This window comes from Streptomyces sp. NPDC048275, assembly GCF_040652275.1.
GTDB lineage: Bacteria > Actinomycetota > Actinomycetes > Streptomycetales > Streptomycetaceae > Streptomyces.
In genome coordinates this window covers 70,279-87,169 of sequence record NZ_JBEZLR010000008.1, presented here as the reverse complement: position 1 = coordinate 87,169, position 16,891 = coordinate 70,279, and the positions used below count along the sequence as shown (strand labels likewise).

At 70.5% G+C, this 16,891-nt stretch carries 11 protein-coding genes; 7 read left to right on the top strand and 4 right to left on the bottom strand.

The genetic code is table 11. The features are described 5' to 3' along the window. Window positions 1-21: 21 nt before the first annotated feature. Entirely contained in the window at window positions 22-1,401 is a 1,380-nt protein-coding gene (locus AB0D57_RS07710) for a ricin-type beta-trefoil lectin domain protein (protein WP_362068330.1), read from the bottom strand. Window positions 1,402-1,588: 187 nt separating this feature from the next. Beyond that, complete coding sequence (locus AB0D57_RS07705) at window positions 1,589-3,319, bottom strand: cholesterol oxidase substrate-binding domain-containing protein (RefSeq protein ID WP_362068327.1); 1,731 nt, start codon at window positions 3,317-3,319, stop codon at window positions 1,589-1,591. A 161-nt stretch (window positions 3,320-3,480) separates the two neighbouring features. Between AB0D57_RS07705 and AB0D57_RS07700 the strand changes: the two genes are divergently transcribed. The 4 genes from AB0D57_RS07700 (at window position 3,481) to AB0D57_RS07685 (ending at window position 6,446) form a co-directional block, all read left to right on the top strand. Next, window positions 3,481-4,464, top strand: coding sequence for an aldo/keto reductase (locus AB0D57_RS07700; protein WP_362068324.1), 984 nt, complete (start codon window positions 3,481-3,483; stop codon window positions 4,462-4,464). Window positions 4,465-4,996: 532 nt separating this feature from the next. After that, a complete protein-coding gene (gene tgmA / locus AB0D57_RS07695; RefSeq protein WP_362068321.1) occupies window positions 4,997-5,188 on the top strand; it encodes a putative ATP-grasp-modified RiPP in 192 nt (63 codons plus the stop codon). 15 nt (window positions 5,189-5,203) lie between these two features. After that, window positions 5,204-6,145: an ATP-grasp ribosomal peptide maturase gene (gene tgmB, locus AB0D57_RS07690; protein ID WP_362068318.1), complete on the top strand. Its 942-nt coding sequence runs from the start codon at window positions 5,204-5,206 to the stop codon at window positions 6,143-6,145. Window positions 6,146-6,245: 100 nt separating this feature from the next. Then, window positions 6,246-6,446, top strand: coding sequence for a twin-arginine translocation signal domain-containing protein (locus AB0D57_RS07685; RefSeq protein ID WP_362068315.1), 201 nt, complete (start codon window positions 6,246-6,248; stop codon window positions 6,444-6,446). On the opposite strand, the gene AB0D57_RS07680 is transcribed toward AB0D57_RS07685, so the two are convergent. Further along, entirely contained in the window at window positions 6,427-8,043 is a 1,617-nt protein-coding gene (locus tag AB0D57_RS07680; RefSeq protein WP_362068312.1) for a serine/threonine protein kinase, read from the bottom strand. The two genes, AB0D57_RS07685 and AB0D57_RS07680, sit on opposite strands and share 20 nt — an antisense overlap. A 158-nt stretch (window positions 8,044-8,201) precedes the next feature. Then, window positions 8,202-9,419, bottom strand: a complete 1,218-nt coding sequence (locus AB0D57_RS07675; RefSeq protein WP_362068307.1) for a 4-hydroxybenzoate 3-monooxygenase — start codon at window positions 9,417-9,419, stop codon at window positions 8,202-8,204. 245 nt (window positions 9,420-9,664) lie between these two features. On the opposite strand from AB0D57_RS07675, the gene AB0D57_RS07670 reads away from it, so the two are divergent. From AB0D57_RS07670 to AB0D57_RS07660, 3 genes are read left to right on the top strand one after another with little or no spacing between them, the layout of a single operon-like run. Next, window positions 9,665-12,346: a hypothetical protein gene (locus tag AB0D57_RS07670; protein ID WP_362068304.1), complete on the top strand. Its 2,682-nt coding sequence runs from the start codon at window positions 9,665-9,667 to the stop codon at window positions 12,344-12,346. Beyond that, window positions 12,343-15,768 (top strand): hypothetical protein, encoded by a 3,426-nt coding sequence (locus tag AB0D57_RS07665; protein ID WP_362068301.1) that lies wholly within the window; start codon window positions 12,343-12,345, stop codon window positions 15,766-15,768. Before AB0D57_RS07670 ends, AB0D57_RS07665 begins: the two co-directional genes overlap by 4 nt. Then, complete coding sequence (locus AB0D57_RS07660; RefSeq protein ID WP_362068298.1) at window positions 15,765-16,877, top strand: hypothetical protein; 1,113 nt, start codon at window positions 15,765-15,767, stop codon at window positions 16,875-16,877. The genes AB0D57_RS07665 and AB0D57_RS07660 overlap by 4 nt, the downstream gene beginning before the upstream one ends. Window positions 16,878-16,891 lie beyond the last annotated feature (14 nt).

Below are 16,891 nucleotides of genomic sequence, written 5' to 3'. Positions count from 1 at the left end.
TGGGGGGTGGGGTGGGGAAGGTCAGCCGGTGTACTTCGCGAAGACGCGCGTGTAGTCCCAGTCCTGCTGGCTCACTCCGGAGCAGCTGTCGGCGACACCGCTCGTGCACGGCCGGTCGCGGTTGACCGACCAGAAGGTCAGCCGCGCCAGGTGGTGCTGTTGCGCGTAGGCGAGGATGGTCTGGAAGTCGGCGACGGTGACCGTCTCGTTGACGTCGGTGATCCCGTTCATGGAGGAGATGCCCATGTCCCGGTACGCCTGGTCGTCGCTGTAGCCGTAGGCGTTCTTGAGGGCCGTCTTCAGGCCCTCCGCGGCCCGCTGGGTGAGTGTCCCCATGTTCTGGCCGGCTCCGCCGAAGTCGAACGGCATGATCGTCCAGCCGTCCACGGTCAGTCCGGACGCCGCGGCCCGGTTGATGAGGCCCGTATCGGGGCCGGACTGCCCGGTGCCGATGGTGACGTACACCTTGATGCCCGGGTTGTTCGCCTTGATGGTCTTCAGGGCGTCCACGGTGCGCTGCTGCACCGTCGTGTTGCTGTAGGCGTCGGCCTCGATGTCGATGTCGATGGCCTTGAGCCCGTAGGCGTTGATGACCTTCTGGTACGCCGCTGCCAGCTCGCCCGCGCTGGAGCAGGAACTCTCCAGCTTGTTGCCGCTGTACCCGCCGAACGACGGGATGATGTCACCGCCGTTCGCCCGCACGGTGGTGACCGTCTGCTGGTCGACGCCGCCGGTCAGCGGGCGGCTGCCGTCCCACTGCGGGTTGCAGTAGCCGTTGCTGAGCACGAAGGCCAGCGTGAACCACTTGACGCCGGTGGCGTTCATGACGGTGGTGGGGCTCGGCGGGCTGCCCCAGCCGTTGTAGAGGTACGGGGCGACGGCCATCGGCGCGGAGGGGGGCGGGCCCCCGTCGGCGGCGGGCGCGGTCCACTTCTGGTTGGCGGCGCCGGTGCAGCTCCAGATCTGTATCGGGGTGCCGTTGGCCGAGGTGTTCCCCGTGACGTCGGCGCACTTGTCGGCCTGCGGATTGACGATGTCGCGGGCAGCGCTCACCGTCCACTTCTGGTTCGCGCCGCCGCCGCAGTCCCACAACTGGAGCCTGGTGCCGTTCGCGGTCGCATTGCCGGTGACATCAAGGCACTTGCCGAGGGCGCGTATCGTCCCGTCGGAGCCGACGGACCACTGCTGGGCCGCGGTGCCGTTGCAGTCGTAGAGCTGTACGGCCGTGCCGTTCGCGGAGTTCGCCCCGGCGACGTCGAGGCACTTGCCCCCGAGTCCGCTGATGGTGCCGGTGGCGGCCGCGACGGGCGACACGCTGAGGGCGCCGGCCGAGAGAGCGAGCACCGCGGTGGTGAGGGTTCCGCGCAGTGCGGTGGAGTACGCAAGGGAATGTCTGGTCATCACGGGAGATCACAGCCCTTCGCAAGTGGCTGATGGTGGGGGGTCATATCCATGAACATTGAGCGCATTCATGGAGCTCCGGTGACCGGTGAACCTAAAGGTCTGAACCAGACACGTCAAGGCATGAAGCAAAGGAGCCCAGTAATTGGGCTCCTCGCAGAAGGAGTTGAACGAGCGGTGGAAGCGCTTACGGGAACAGGCGCTTGAGGAAGGTGTTGTCGTACACCCCGTGCGGGTCGAGTCGGTCCAGGACGGCAGTCGCCTCGGTCCAGCCCGGTCCCGTGCCGTCGTCGAAGGACATCGGCACGGCGGTGCCCAGGACCTCCTCCTCCGACCAGGCGGCCTCGTCCGTGTAGGCCCAGCCCTTCGACCACTCGACGCGGGTGAGGGCGTACTCGCCGTCGTACGTCGCGAGCAGGAACCGCTCCAACTCCCGGTAGAACGCCTCCGCGTGGGGCGTACCCGGCAGGGTCAGGACGTCCAGCCAGACCGCGGTGTCCCACTCGGGGTGATCCTCACGGGGCCGCAGCGCGGACAGTGACGGGGCGTGTGCGCCGGGTGTCGCGACGTCGGACGGGTCGTCGAGGCCGGTCACGCGGATCTCGACCTGACCGTTGACGGGATAGCGCCCCGCGGCGGCGTAGGCGGCCAGCCGCTCCCGGAAGAAGGCCGTGAACTCCGCGATGACGCGCTGCACTTCGGCCCGCGAGGTGAGCACGGCGTAACCGTTGGCCGTCACCCGCAGCGTGGTGGGCTTGATGTAGAGCAGGGTGTTCTTGGACGGCCCCCAGATGTCGGCGGACAACGTCGTCGTCAGACCGAGGACGGCCGCGTCGAGCTGGGCGTTGCCCAGGACCGGGGCCAGGTACCAGGCCGCGTCGGACATGATTCGTCCGGCCAGATCCGCCACGAGGGTCGGGATGTTGTCGGAGAAGGGGTAGTTGTAGGGCGAGGTCACCCGGCGCGAGGTGAGCGGGCGCCGTGGGGCGACGCTCCACACCTTCAGCCAGGGGAACTCGGTGAACGCGAACCAGATCGCTTCGGCGCGCCCGGACTCGTCCAGGAAGCTCGCGAAGGTACGTCCGTCACCGCCCGGCGCCGCGAAGAGTTCGGCGGCGGGGATGTCGGTACGGCTGACGCAGCGCAGGTTGGTGTTCGCGCCCACCCGCAGTACGACCTCGGTGACCAGGGAGCGGCCGAGGTGTGTGAGGAGCGCCGCGCCGTCCGCGTCGTCGCGTTCGTACGTCCTCAGCACGTAGGCGTCGCTTTCCGCGTCCCACACCACCGCCGTCAACGACAGCACGAGATTGCTCAGCGAGCCGTACGTGTGCCCGGGCAGCCGACTCTCGCCGAGGGCCGGGACGGCGGTGCCGTGCGCGTCGATGGCCAGGGCGCCGCCGAGTGTGAGGTCGCCGGGCGCGGGCGTCGCGGTGAGTCCGAGACCGTGGTCCTCCAGGTGCCCGAGCAGTGCTTCGAGGGTGACACCGGAACCGGCTCGTACGGCGGCGGGGGTGGTGGACTCCACCGACAGACCGGTGAGGTGGGTGGCGGTGTCGACCAGCAGCACCGGGGCGCCGGGCGCGGTCCCCGCGGGGATCGTCAGCGGCGACCAGCCGTGGGAGCAACCTCGGGCGCGCACCGTCCAGCCGTGTTTCCAAGCCCAGTTGACCACGGCGACCACTTGGTCGGGGTCGGCCGGCGCGCAGGCCCACAGCCCCGTGGCGGTGATCTCGCCGACCCAGTTGCGGTACGCGGACCGGTAGACGTCGACGTCCTCGGGGAACCCGGGCAGCTCGGCGGACGCGGCGGCGCGGTCCTGGAGCGTGAGGTGGGGCACCGCGGCGAGCGAGGCCGCGGTGAGCAGGAACCCCCGACGGGACCAGGGGGTGTTCTCTTCACTTCCTATATGGTCGCTCACGCGGTTCACGGTAGGTGACGGTTGACACGCATCACCACCCTGTCAAAACGATTCATCCATGTGGGTGAATAACTCGCTGTTGCCACCGCGCCCGAGGGCCGCACCTGATCTCAGCGGGTGTGACGTCCTGCGCAGCGGCGGGAAGATGTCAGACTGACGGCATGGACGAGCGTGAATTCGGCAGGTCAGGTCAGAAGGCATCAGTCATCGGTCTCGGCACGTGGCAACTCGGCGCCGACTGGGGCGACGTGAGCGACCCGGACGCCAGGGCGGTGTTGGAGACGGCGGCGGAGTCCGGGGTGACGTTCTTCGACACCGCGGACGTGTACGGCGACGGGCGCAGCGAGCAGACCATCGCGTCCTTCCTCAGCGGCCGTCCCGATCTGCATGTCATGGTGGCGACGAAGATGGGCCGCCGGGTCGAGCAGATCCCGCAGAATTACGTCCTCGACAACTTCCGGGCGTGGAACGACCGTTCCCGGCGCAACCTCGGCGTCGACCGCATCGACCTGGTGCAGTTGCACTGTCCGCCGACCCCGGTCTACTCGTCGGACGAGGTGTTCGACGCGCTGGACACGCTGGTCGAGGAGGAGCGGATCGCCGCGTACGGCGTGAGCGTCGAGACGTGCGACGAGGCGCTGACGGCGATCGCCCGCCCGAATGTGGCGAGCGTCCAGATCATCCTCAACCCGTTCCGTTTGAAGCCGCTGCGGCAGGTGCTCCCGGCGGCACGGGAAGCGGGCGTCGGCATCATCGCCCGTGTCCCGCTGGCCTCCGGGCTGCTCTCCGGCAAGTACACCAAGGACACGGTGTTCGCGGACAACGACCACCGGACGTTCAACCGCCACGGGGAGTCCTTCGACCAGGGCGAGACCTTCTCCGGAGTCGATTTCGTGACGGGCGTGGAGGCGGCGGGCGAGTTCTCCGCCCTTGCCCCGGAGGGTTGGACCCCGGCCCAGCTGGCGCTGCGCTGGATCATCCAGCAGCCCGGCGTCACCACGGTGATCCCGGGCGCCCGCTCGCGCGAACAGGCCCGCGCCAACGCGGCGGCCGCGAAGCTGCCGCCGCTGCCGCAGCGGACGCTGGACGCGATCGAGGAGCTCTACGACCGGCGGATCAAGGAGCAGGTGGAAGGCCGCTGGTAGGGGATGGGTACAGCATCGTGAGGGTCGGGATCCGCACGGACGGCGCTTGCGGTGGGTATCGGCTCGGGGCTTGACGGTTCGGGCCTCGGCGGTTCGGGACGTTGGCCCTGACCGTGTCTTGATTGTTCCAGTGGCGGTGGCCGGTGCAGTGGGTCCGGTCACCGCCCCTGTGCGCCGAACCGGGCCTGGATCCACGGCGGATGAACCCGCCCGGCGGCTCGATCGCCCTGAGTGAGCCCTGTGTCGCGGCCGGGGCCCGGCTGATCACCCCCGCCCAAAACCCGTTCGCATGGGCTGCGCACACCGGGAACTCTCCTGGGTAAGAACGGCGTTGAGATCACGGAGAATGAAGCTATGGCCGAAGCTTCGGCCGGAATCAAGCGGACACCCAAGCCAATACGGAACCAAGTAAGCCTGAAACGACGCGATGTGATGCCCTTCACCCCGATGTGGCGGAAAGTGATGAATTCCTTACGGTCCTGACACGTATGGGAGGGGGCACAGCATCGTGAGACCGGCGGGAGGATCTTTCGTGCGACCGTTCACCCTCAACTACGCCTTGCCCACAGGGCATTCGGCCGCAATACCCCCGTACCACTTCGATGTCTGCCTGCAACTGAACGTGCTGCCGGACGGCCGTCCGGCCGTCAGTGACCGGGCCCTGCTGATGGCCACCGGCACGACCACCTCCACCGCAGGCTCCCAGACGCACTTCGACGACTGACGGCCACTCACGCAGATGACGGTACTGATTCTCACGGCGGAGCAGGACGTCACCGCCGACATGGTCGTGGCCAGGCTGCACGAACAGGGCGTTCCCATGGTGCGCCTGGACCCGGCGGATCTGCCGGGCAAGGCGGTGCTGTCCGCGGACTACGCGCACGGCGACTTCGACGGCTATCTCTCGGTCAACGGCCATGTGCTCAGCATGGGCGGCCTGCGCTCCGTCTGGGTGCGTCGGCCGGGTGAGCCGGCGGCGCACGCGGCGGAGCCCTCGCCGTGGCTCACCGCGGAGACCCGGCAGGCGCTGTTCGGGATGCTCTACTCCGCCTCGACTCGTTGGATGAACCACCCGCGCCGGGCCGAGCAGGCCCGGCACAAACCCTGGCAGCTGCGGGTCGCCCACGGCAGCGGCTTCGCGGTGCCGCCCACCGTCATCACGACCGCTCCGCGGGTGGCCCAGCAGTTCGTGGAGGAGTACCGACAGGTGGTGGTGAAGTCCGCCTCGGGGCCGCCGCCCGGCGAACCCGCGGTGGCCCTGCCGACCACCCTGATCGGCCCCGACGCGGACTTCTCCGGCGTCGCGGCCGGACCCGCGTTGCTTCAGCAGTACATCCCCAAGCGGGCCGACATCCGGCTCACCTCCATCGGCCCCCGCCTGTTCGCCGCCCGGAAGACCGCCGTGCCCGGGCAGGTCGACGGGCGCTTCGGCGACACCGGGCACAGCTGGGAGGCCACCGAGGTGCCCGGCCGCATCGCGCGCTCGGTCCAGGAGTACACGGCCTTCACCGGACTCGCGTACGCCGCCTTCGACTTCGCCGAGGACGAGGACGGCGTCTGGTGGTTCCTGGAGGGCAACCAGGGCGGGCAGTTCGGCTTCATCGAGCTGGAGACCGGTCAGCCCATCTCCGAGGCGGTGGCCCTGTGGCTGTCGCAGCGAAGGTCCGGAAAAGGCCGTTGACACCCGTCCGCCACCACCCCCGCAGCGGCGGACGGCGTGACCCGTTGACGTGAATGGCGCTGTTGCTCACGGGCTTTGAGATGCGTAAGCGTCCTCTGTCTTGGAACGTGACCGGAGCCTCTCAGCCCTGCCCCTCTCCCGTCGTCAACTCCTCGCCGCGGCAGGCGTCGCGGGCGCCGCCTCCGCCCTCGGCACCGCCCCCGCCGCGGCAGGCGGCGGCCGGGGACGACTGGCTCGAAGCGGGGCGGCTGATGCGACGGGACGGCTGCCGCGACGCCGGGTCACCGTGACGTGCCCTTGAAGGACTCCAGGAACACATCCAGGGCTTGCCGGTTGTCGGCGCTGTTCCAGTCCTCGGCCGGGGTGGTGTACCGGAGCGAGAAGCCCTTGCCGCCGCCGATCAGGAACCCGCGGCCGAAGGTGCGCTCACGCACCCCGTCGGACACCGAGAACCACTCCATGTCGGCGGCCTCGCGGGAGCGATAGGTCACCGCACGGATGGCGCCGATCCGCTGGTAGCCGATGGAGTCGTCGCGCAGGGACGCGTCCACGTCGCTCCAGACCGCGACCGGATCCGAGCCGAGCTGGGTGCTGTAGGTGATGGCCAGGGTGCGTGGGTCGTCGCTCGCGCCGAGGGTGACGCGGTAGGAGCGGTCGGGAGATTCGTCGGTCCGCAGGGGCTTCCAGCCCTGGGGAAGGTCGATGGAGAACCCCTGGGGCGCGTCGTAGCGGTAGAAGCCGGCCGCCTGATCCACGCCGGAGGTGGCGGACTGGGAAGGAGACGCCGAGGCGGACGGTGTCTGCCCGGGAGGAGTACCGGGTGCTGTCGGGTTGGCGGGGGTGGGTGCGGCGGACGGGCTGCCGGGCGCGGTGGGCGAAGGCGCGGCGCCGGACGCGGACGTACTCCGGTCGGACAGTCCGCCCGCCGCGATGAGCCCGGCGAAGCAGACCACGGTGACCGCCAGCGCTCCGCCCAGCAGCACCGGTCGGCTGACGGGCCGACCGCTCCGGGCCTGCCGTGCGTGCGGGGCTGCGACGTCTGTGTCCCGTACGAGGGGCAGAGTCTCCGTGGGCGCGGAGTCTTCGAGTTCCGCGTTGAGGATGCGCGTCAGTGCTTCGCGTACGACCGACTCGGGCACCCGCTCCACGGGATTCTTGCGCAGGAGTCCCTGAATGGCCGGACTGAGCGAACCAGCGTTCAGCGGGGTCCGGATGGGAAGCCGTTCCACGGCGCGGAGCGTGGCTTCGAGTCCTCCCCGGTCCCGGATGGCCGGACGCCCCTCGACCATCTCGTACATGATCGCGCCCAGCGCCCACAGGTCGGTGGCCGGTCCGCCGCCCTCGCCGCGGGCCTGCTCCGGGGAGGCGTACGAGGGGGTCGTGACGCGTGCGGACGAGGTGGCCCCCATCAGACCGAATCCGCCCACCGTGACCCCGCCCAGCTCCTGCACCCACACCTGCCCGGGGCTGAGGTCGCCGTGCGTGATCCCTTCTTGATGGGCGGCTCCCAGGACATCGAGAATGCCGAGCCCGATCCGGGCCACCCGGACGTGGTTCACGGGGCCGTGACCGAGCAGCGTGCTCAGGGGAACGCCCTCCGGCCGTGCCGTGACCGTCCACAGGAAACCGTTGTCCTCCACGACGTCGATGACGACGGCCACCCGCCCCGGGCAGACCAGCCCCAGAGCCTCGGACTCACGGGTGATCCGGACGGCGGTCCGCAGCTCCGCCTCCTCGCGCAGATGGTCCGGCAGCAGTGAGCGGGTCAAGGTGACCGGCCGCTCGGACTCGACGTCCTGCCCGTGCCACCCGTCGCGCCCCGTTTCCTGGTGGACGACCTCCAGCAGCCGATATCTTCCGGCGACCAACTCATCCGTGGAGACTTGCACCTTGACCATGGTCATCCCTCGCTGCGCCCCGGCTCTCACCTTTTCCGTTTGTACGGAGGATGTGACGTTGAGTGTTCAAAGGCGGGCGATACCAGAATCCTGTTTTTCCTGAATTCCTTTCGGGTTGCGCATGCGTGCGAAAAAACAGGCCCGTCATCCACCGCAGTTCATCTCACGGCCTCCTTGCCGATGTACGACTCGGCGAACGCGGCCGCCGCCGAGGGCGAGTCGAGGATCCGCCGCAGCCGGGCCTGGGCGGAACCCGTCCGGAAGGGATCGCCCGACGACGGTCCGTGGATCAACTCCGAGAGCCACTGCGAGAATTCCTGGTACTCCCAGACCCGTCGCAGACAGGCCGCCGAGTAGCCGCGCAGTCCGCTGTCGTCCCCCGTGCCGCAATACGCGACGAGCGCGTCGGCCAGCAACAGGGCGTCGTGCAGCGCGAGGTTCATGCCCTTGGCGGCGATCGGCGCGACCAGATGGGCGGAGTCGCCCGCCAGGAACAGCCGCCCGTACGTCATCGGCTCCACGACGTAGCTGTGCATGTCGAGCACACGCTTCTCGATCAGCCGGCCCTCGGTGAGCGGCGGGGCTCCGGCCACCGTCAGCCGGGCGTGCAGCTCCGACCACACCCGGTCGTGCGACCAGTTCTCCGCGTCGTCCCCGGGCGGGACTTCGAGGTAGTAGCGGGTGACCTCGGGGCTGCGGGACATATGGGCGCCGAATCCCCGTGGGTGGATGCCGAAGACGACACAGTCCGAGGACGGAGGGGCCTCGGCGAGCAGGGCCAGCCAGCCCACTCCGTAGTCGTACCGGGAGACGGTGCCCCGATCCGGTGTCACATAGGTGCGGGTCACTCCGCGCGCACCGTCGCAGCCCGCGATGATCCGGCAGTCGATCCGCCGGCGCTCGCCCGTTTCCGGGTCGGTGTACAGCACCGCGGGCCGGTCGCCGTCGATGCCCTGCAGGGCCACATCCCGTACGCCGAAACGGATGTCGCCGCCCCGCACGTCGGCGTATTCGCGCACCAGGTCGGTCACCAACAGCGGCTGTGGATACGTGAAGTGCCGGTCCCCGGTCAGCGCGGCGTACGGGAAGCGGTGCCGCTCGCCGTCGATCCGGAACTCGCATTCGCTGTGCGGCTGTGCCCGCTCCACGAGCCGGTCGGCCAGCCCCCGCTGCCGCAGCGCCCGCACCGCCCACTCCTCGATGAACCCCGCGCGGGGCCGCTGCTCGATGAACTCCCGGCTCTCGGTCTCGAGGAGCACGCAGTCGACGGAAGCGGCCCGCAGGATGTTGGCGACGGTGAGACCGGCCGGTCCGGCACCGATGATGACGACGGGGACGCGCTGGGCCGGCGCGGATGTGGGGGAGGGGATGACCATCCGAACATTATGACGGTGACGCGACAATTCTTTCCGGGCAACCCCCGCCGCGTTCCCCGGTGCCGGGGGAGTCGGATGCGGACGTAAAGAATCATGATGAACTTCCCGGCACTGCATAATTGAAGATTCTTTCTTCATATCGCTTTCTTCGGGCATTCCGCACCCCCTACCGTGAGGGCTCATCCGCTCGGGGGCGGAACGTGGACCGGCCGTGTCGGCGGCCGGAGCGTGCCGGGAGGTGTGCCATGTCCTTGGGGGAATTGACACGCAGCGCGACAGACGCGTCGGGTCTGATCGAGTTGTTGACGCGACATCAGCCGACGGGATCCGGCTCGGACCCCGCCGTCCGCGACGCGCACCGTCGCGCACTGGAGGCGCTGTACCGGGCCAGGGAAAGCGCTCAGGCACCCTTCAGTATCGGACTCACCGGCGAGATGAGCGTCGGCAAGTCACTGTTGCTCGGAGTCCTGCTGGGCCTGCCCGAACTGCTGCCGGTCGGCGAGGAGGCCGTCACCGCCAACGTCACCCTCATCCACGCGAAGGCAGGGGATCCGCAGCTCCATGAGTCGTACGAAACCGCGGTGCGGGTCGAGTACTTCAGTCCGGCGCAGACGGTGGGATACGTGCGTCACCTCAGGAAGGAGTTGGCGGACCAGGCGCGGGCCGCGGGACTCGACGACGCCGTGGTGCGGCAGCTGGAGCAGCTGCCGCTGCGCGACCCCGACTGCGGCGAGCTGATCCGCTTCCGGGACACGTACCTGAGCGGGGCCCTGGCCCAGCCGCTCGCCGGAGTGCTCGAGGAACTCCGGTCCCTGGACGCGGCGTTGACGCGGATGCGTGAATACGGTCCCTCGCTGCTCGGGCTGACCGCCCAACTCGGTGCCGACCACGCCCGGGCGGCACTCGTCCTGCCGGGCGCGGACGAGCGACGCGGCCGTGACCCCCGTACCCTCTGGACCTCGGGAGGCTCGCCCCGCCCGAGCACGTCACCCCGCCCGACCGCCTCGTCGGAGCCCTCCGCCGAGCTCTTGCGCGCGACGCTCCCGCTGATCCGCCGGGTCGTGCGGGAGGTCCATGTCGCGCCGTCCGTCTGGGATCTGAGCGACTTTCCCGGGGCCGAGCTGCGCTTCCTCGACTTTCCCGGGCTCAACAGCGACTTCAGCTCCGTACGGGACCAGTACGTGTGCGGCGCGGAACTGCACTCCGTACACAGTCTGCTCATCCTGCTGCACGCCGGAGACGGCGCCAAGGACACCCCGCAGCGCATCGTGCGCATGTGGCACTCGGCGCGGCGGACCGACGCGATGGAGGACTCCGTCATCGCGCTGATCAGCCGGTTCCACGACCTGCGCGTCGCCGAGACGACGCTGAACGGCTATCTGCACGACGACCGACCACTGACCCGGGAACGGCTGCTGAGCGGGATGAAGGTGCTGCGCGACCTGCTCGCCAGCGCCGAACGCCTGGTGACCTCCCCGCGGCAGCAGACGATGGCCCCGGGCGACCGCGTCCTGTTCACCTCGGCGATGCGGGCGCTGAGCACCGGGTATCGGACCGAGCGGCTCAGCAAGGAATTCGTCGACAAGTGCGACCTGGAAGCCCAGTTGCCGAAGGCCGACCGGCTGGCCGGCATCTGGTGCGACATCGGTCGACGGCTCACCACCGACCCGCTCGGCGGCGGCCTGGACCGGATGCTGACCGACTTCGCCGACGACGGCGGCGTACGGCGGCTGCGCCAGTCCCTGGCCACCCATGTCACCCGGCACGGGGCCGCGCTCCAGCTGGCCCAGTTCACCGGCCACCGTGTCGCCGCCGCCGAGGCGCTGCGGGAACTGCACACCGCCCTCGACGCGTCCGGTGACCGCGGCCGGGTCGACCACGGTGCCGAGACCGCGGTGCGCCAGCGACTCGTCGCCCTGCTCTCCGTATGGTCGGACGTACGCAACCGGGCCGGCTCGGAGCTGCTCGACGCCCGCCGACTGCATCCGGGCAGGACGGGGGACCCGCCCGGCGCCACGCTCTTCGGCGAACTGGAGCGGGACACCGCGCAGCGGGTCTACACCTGGCGGTCCTGGGCCCGGCTGCTCGACACGGTGCACGACGAGCACGTCGATCTCCGCCGACTCCACAGCGACCCCTCGGTCCCCGCGCGTACGGAGGACTTCTTCACGGAGTTCCGCGACGCGTGCCATGAGGCGGAGGCCGCCGGATCGGCCCGTCTGCTGAGCGCCGTGGAGGCCTGGCTGCTCACCCATCAGCAGCACGTGGTGGCCGCGGCCCGCGAACTGGGCACCGTGGTCACGGCCGAGGCGTTCGACCGGCTGCGCTCCGGCCCCGACGGGGACCGGCTGGTCGCTCTGCTCTCGCGGGCCACGAGCCTGCAGTGGGTACGGGACGAGGCGGAGAAGGCGCTGCGCGACAAGGAGCCCACGCAGGCGCAGACGGACGACGGCGTACTGCGCGACCGGTTCCCGCTGCGCCCGGGGCATCTGCTGCCCTGGCATCCGGACAGTCCCTTCGATCCCGTGGAGGACGCCGCGGCCCGCCATCAGATCGCCATCGCCCGGCAACGGCGCGAGATGGCGACGATGGTGCTCCGCCAAGCCCTGACCGGGCTGGTCCGTCGCCAGCGTCTGGTGGTGTCCCACCTGCACAGCGAAATCGGGGCCTTCACCACCGAGGTGCGGCAGGCGGCGCTGGCCGGGGCACTGATCACCGCCGTCGCCGGCGTGACCGATCGCGGCGGCTCGCTGACCGGGCTCGCCGAGCAACTGCGGCTGCGCGCGGCCGATTCCGTCTACACCTGGGAGCAGTCCCCGTGGAGTCCGCAGGACGGGGGGCCGAGTCTGTGGCCGGACGCGACCACCGGGCGCAACGAGCACGGCAGCGTGTTCCACATCGGTCCCGACGCGGGAGGCGCGCGATGACGCTGGAGGCCGGTTTCCTCGGCGACGGACACGAGCTGCGCCCCGATTCCTCCGGACGGTACTCGCTGCCCCCGGTCCTGCTGGCGATCGCGGGCGCGGGCGCCGGACCGGTGCTGGTGGAGGATTTCGGCTGCCACGCGGAGGGGCTGCCGCCGTCCGCGCGGCACTGGACCGCCCACCTGGCCGAGGCCTGGCGCGCCGTGGATCCTCGCGGGCGGCGCATCGACGCAACCCATGAGGTACGGCCGACGCCGGTGCGCCATCCGGGGTTCGTGGACGCTCACGGCCGTACGACCCTGCGCCTGGTGATCAACGTGAGGTACTACTCCGTCGACCCGCTGACCGGCCGGGAAGTACGGGGCATGCCCTACCTCAGTACCGCCTTCGCCACGGTGTCGTTCGGCGCCCCGCAACGGACGCCCGCGGGGGAGGAGACCGCCGCGGGAGAGGTGCCCGCGGCTGCCCGGAGTGGTCCGGCGCCGGCCGGCTCCCCGTCGCACATCAAGGCCCGATCGGTTCCCGCCGATACCGATGGCCCCGCCGTCCGGCCGAAGCGGAGGGTGGAGAACGCGAACGACGCGTTCCTGGGCCACGCGGCGATCGACTACGGCACCTCCAACTCGACGGTGGCGCTGTACGACGGTCAGTTCCAGGACCCTCAGCCCTTCTCGCCCGCCCAGGTCGCCCGGCTGCGCTCCGAGGTACTGGGGCGAGTGCTGGGCGAACCGTATCCGGAGCTCGTGCGGGAGGAATGGGAGTCGGTGCTGGCCCTGGCCCGGACCGCGATGAACGGGACGGGCACCGCGGACACGCGGTCGGTTGCCGAGGTCATCGGGTCCGAGACCGGCACCACGGGCCTGTTGCGGCTCTGTCTGCTGCTGGACCAGCGGGTCGCCGACTGCTCGCACCTGCTGCGCCGGGAACTCGCCACCCGGCTGCACCGCTGCTACGACGCCGCGTTCACGGTGCCGCCGCTGGAGCAGATGCGACTGTTCCCGGTGGAACTCGGCGACGGTAGCGCCGAGGTGTCCAGCCGGCTGGAGGTGCTGACCACCGAACCGCTCACCGTGCGCATGGGGGAACCCGAGCGGTCGGCCGGAGGGGCGTCCGGCGGGCAGCAGCCTCTGGCCGCCTTCCGAGGGCTCAAACTGAAGCTCGGCAGCCCGCGAGTCATGGACGAACTGCCGGGGCACCGGCCGCCCACCTCGGACCGGCTCATCGAGTCCGCCCTGGAGTTCCTCGTCGACCGATCCGACCGCTTCATCGCGCGACAGGCCCTCGGACGTCTCGGCTCGGGTCCGCTCGACGACCTCGTCGTGACCTATCCGACGGTGGCCACCCCCGACGTACGGCGCAGGTTGCGGTCACTGGTGGTGGACGGCGTCGGCGCCGGCCGGGTGTCGATGCATTTCGACGAGGCGGTCGCGGCCGTCATGTTCTTCGTGATGCGGGACTTCGGCGGAGACCTGGACACCGGCGTCGAGGCGTTCAGGGCCCGCTCCCGCAAAGTGGGCCGCGCGGACTGGACGCAGAACGTCCTGGCGCTGGACATCGGCGGCGGCACCACGGACATGGCACTGCTGACGCTGTCCCTGAAGGACACGACCCCCGTCGAGGTGCTGAGCCGACCCGACGCGGACCGGCTCGGCCGCCACTACACGCTGACGCCCACCGTGCAGGGCTCCAGCGGCCACACCCGTCTCGGCGGCGACCTGCTGACCCTCTCGGTGTTCCACTGGCTCAAGTCGGAACTGGCGGACCGTTTGATCGCCGCGCATCCCGAACGGTTCCGCACGGACTTGGAGGAGGCGAAATCCGCGTACCTCGACGGCGCCGGGCGGTATCTCCAGGGCAGGCTGGCGCTCAACGCGCTGTCGACCAACGCCGAACCCCGCGCCCAGGCCCGGCGGCTGGCGGAGGCCGCGGTGCCCACATGCTGGCGGACGGCTCCCACCAGCGAACGCGACCGGATGCGCTGGACTTTCGAACAGCTGTGGCAACTCGCCGACCAGGCAAAGATCCACCTGGGCGCGTCCGACGCCACCACGGCCGGTGCCCCGTCGCCCTACCGTTTCGGCGAGCAGGAACTGTCCGGGCTGCTGGACGGCTTCGGCCGGAGCGGGGACGGGCGGGCCGCCGTCGAGTTCGAGCTGGGTCCGGCCGGATTCGAGGAACTCGTCAAGGGACACCTCGCGACCGTGGGCGGCTTGGCCGACGGCATGCTCCGGGAACGGCTGCTGGAGGGACAGCCGCTCGACCGCGTGGTCCTTACTGGCAAATCCTGTGCCATGCCGTTGGTTCGCGATGTCCTGGTCCGCTCGATCGGCAAGGACCGCAAGCTGGAATGGGACCCGGCGAGCATCGAGGTGGAGCGGGAGTACGCCAAGACGGCCACCTCGATCGGCGCCGCCTGGGCCGAGCAGGTGCGGCAGACCTCCTTCACGCCCAAGGGCTCACTGCAGGCACTGGAGCAGGGGCGCACGGTCGTCCAGATCGACGTGGAGAACCTGTTCTTCTCCCTGCCGTGCCGCTTCGAGCTGGGCATGCAGGAAGGAACGCCCAGCCTCCTCCTCTTCGGTGCCAACACGATGCTCCGCCACCTCGCCCACACCGCGGGACAGCCCCCGGTCCTCGCCGTGCGCACCGACGACCCCAAGGAGATCCAGGAGGTCATCCGGGTCGTCAGGGTGCGCCAGGGCGCCGAGAACATCACCTGGGGCCAGTTCAAATCCCCGGAGACCGGCGGTGTGCGCACCCCGGGATCCACCGGGGCGGCGGACCGCATCTGGCCGAAGAGGATCAGGGCCCGCTACGAGGTCACCGCCGATCTCGACGTATTCGCCTACTTCTCCCAGGGGAACCCGCACTACACCGTCGAGCAGCGGGGGGAGTCCATCGACCTGTGGCACAAGCTCGCCCGGGCGGGCCTGTTGCAGCCCGGCGAGCGACCGGACGCGCTGCCCCTGGCGATCTGCGTCGGCTTCACCATCGGAGGGTCCTCGCGCGCGACCAAGGGCACGGAGATCTTCGCGGCGGGCACGGCCCTCACGGAGACGTTCCACGACTCCGACGCGCCGGACGCGCCCGCTCGTGCGGGACTGCTCGGGCAGCGGGCCCTGCCCGAGCCGTTCGGCTCCGGCGAGTGGGAGTTCGGGGCGCGGGTGGAGGAGAACGGCACGGTGCGGACCGTGCCGCTGGGCCGGCTGCGCGCGCCTCGGACGGAGGCGGGGGCCCGTGCGTACTTCGTGGCATCGCTGGACGCGGAGGGCGCTTTGCGGGTGCACCTGGGCGGAGTGCCGTTCTGGGCGGCACGTTCCTTCGCGGACGTGGAAAGTGAACAAGGGCGAGTACTACGGCATTTGATGACCGTTCAGGACAAGGACCGGGACGACCTCGACGACCCGTTCGGAGGGCTGCAGTGACCGTGCCGCCGTCCGGGGCTTCGGAGCGGGTCGTGTGGGAGGAGTTGCTGCACACGGAGGAGTCGCTGCTCGCGAAGGTGGCGGCCGCGGGACTGGCGGGACTGGCCGGCACGCTGCGGGCCGCCCTCGACGCGGCCCCCTCCGACACCGGAGCGCCCGCTTGCGCCCTCCTCCTGGAAGCACTCGACGGACTGCTGGCCGTGTCCCCGCACACCGCGTCCGACGCGCCTCTCGAGGCCCCCTCGGTGCTCCCGCCCCCACCGTCCGCGCTCCCACGCAGCAGGCCCTCCCCGATCCGGGTCCTGGCCGGGGAACTCGCCGCGTCGGCGGAACTCCACGACTTCGCGCCCGGTGCCGTACCGCCCGCACCGGAGGAAGCCGGGGCCGAGGACCGGGTTCGCCGCTGGTTCCACCTCACTCTCCTCAGGCTGCCGGAACGGCACGCAGCGCCCTGGCGCGAGCGCGCGGTCCAGGCGGAACCTCCGCCGGACGAGCCGTGGCGGACTCTGCGGGGCTGGACCGACGAGATACTGCTGCCCCCGTCGGGCGAGGGGCGGCCCGGCATCCGCACCGTGCGCGACAAGGCGGTGGAACCGCAGGACCTCGCCCGGCTCGTCCTCACGCTCGCCGAGTACGACGAGGCACTGTGTCTCCTGCTGGCCGGGCTCTGGACGGGCGGCTCCGAACGGCTCGCGGATCCCGCGGTGTTACGGGCCTACCGGGGCGAACTCGACAAGCGCCTGGACCTGTGGGGGCGCAGCCCCCAGGAGAGCACGGAACAGTTGCGGGCCGGCGTCTCCCTGGACGAGGCCCTCTGTTCGGCGACGCACCTGCCGCCCGGCGCCCAGGCCGGCTGGTGGAGCCGGCTGGCCGAGGAGTCGCACGCGACGGTGCTCGAAATGTCCCGCCGACTGGGCGCGGCGGGCCGGAACGTGGAGGCGGTGCTGCCGGCCCGGCCGTACGGCAAGGCCCGGACGCACACCCGGGGCGACGACATCCGGCTCGGCGTCGGCGGCCGCCCGGGCGACACGTTCACCTGTCTGCGCCTGTGGCTGCGCGTCGACGACCAGGTGTTCCCGGGGCGCGTCGTCTACCGGGGTCAGGAGTGACGCCCCGGGCACCC

Bases quoted from the DNA above. Each gene is read 5' to 3' on its own strand.
- AB0D57_RS07700 (WP_362068324.1), top strand. From the start codon at position 3,481: ATGGACGAGCGTGAATTCGGCAGGTCAGGTCAGAAGGCATCAGTCATC.
- AB0D57_RS07680 (WP_362068312.1), bottom strand. From the start codon at position 8,043: ATGGTCAAGGTGCAAGTCTCCACGGATGAGTTGGTCGCCGGAAGATAT.
- AB0D57_RS07670 (WP_362068304.1), top strand. From the start codon at position 9,665: ATGTCCTTGGGGGAATTGACACGCAGCGCGACAGACGCGTCGGGTCTG.
- AB0D57_RS07710 (WP_362068330.1), bottom strand. From the start codon at position 1,401: ATGACCAGACATTCCCTTGCGTACTCCACCGCACTGCGCGGAACCCTC.
- tgmB (WP_362068318.1), top strand. From the start codon at position 5,204: ATGACGGTACTGATTCTCACGGCGGAGCAGGACGTCACCGCCGACATG.
- AB0D57_RS07675 (WP_362068307.1), bottom strand. From the start codon at position 9,419: ATGGTCATCCCCTCCCCCACATCCGCGCCGGCCCAGCGCGTCCCCGTC.
- AB0D57_RS07665 (WP_362068301.1), top strand. From the start codon at position 12,343: ATGACGCTGGAGGCCGGTTTCCTCGGCGACGGACACGAGCTGCGCCCC.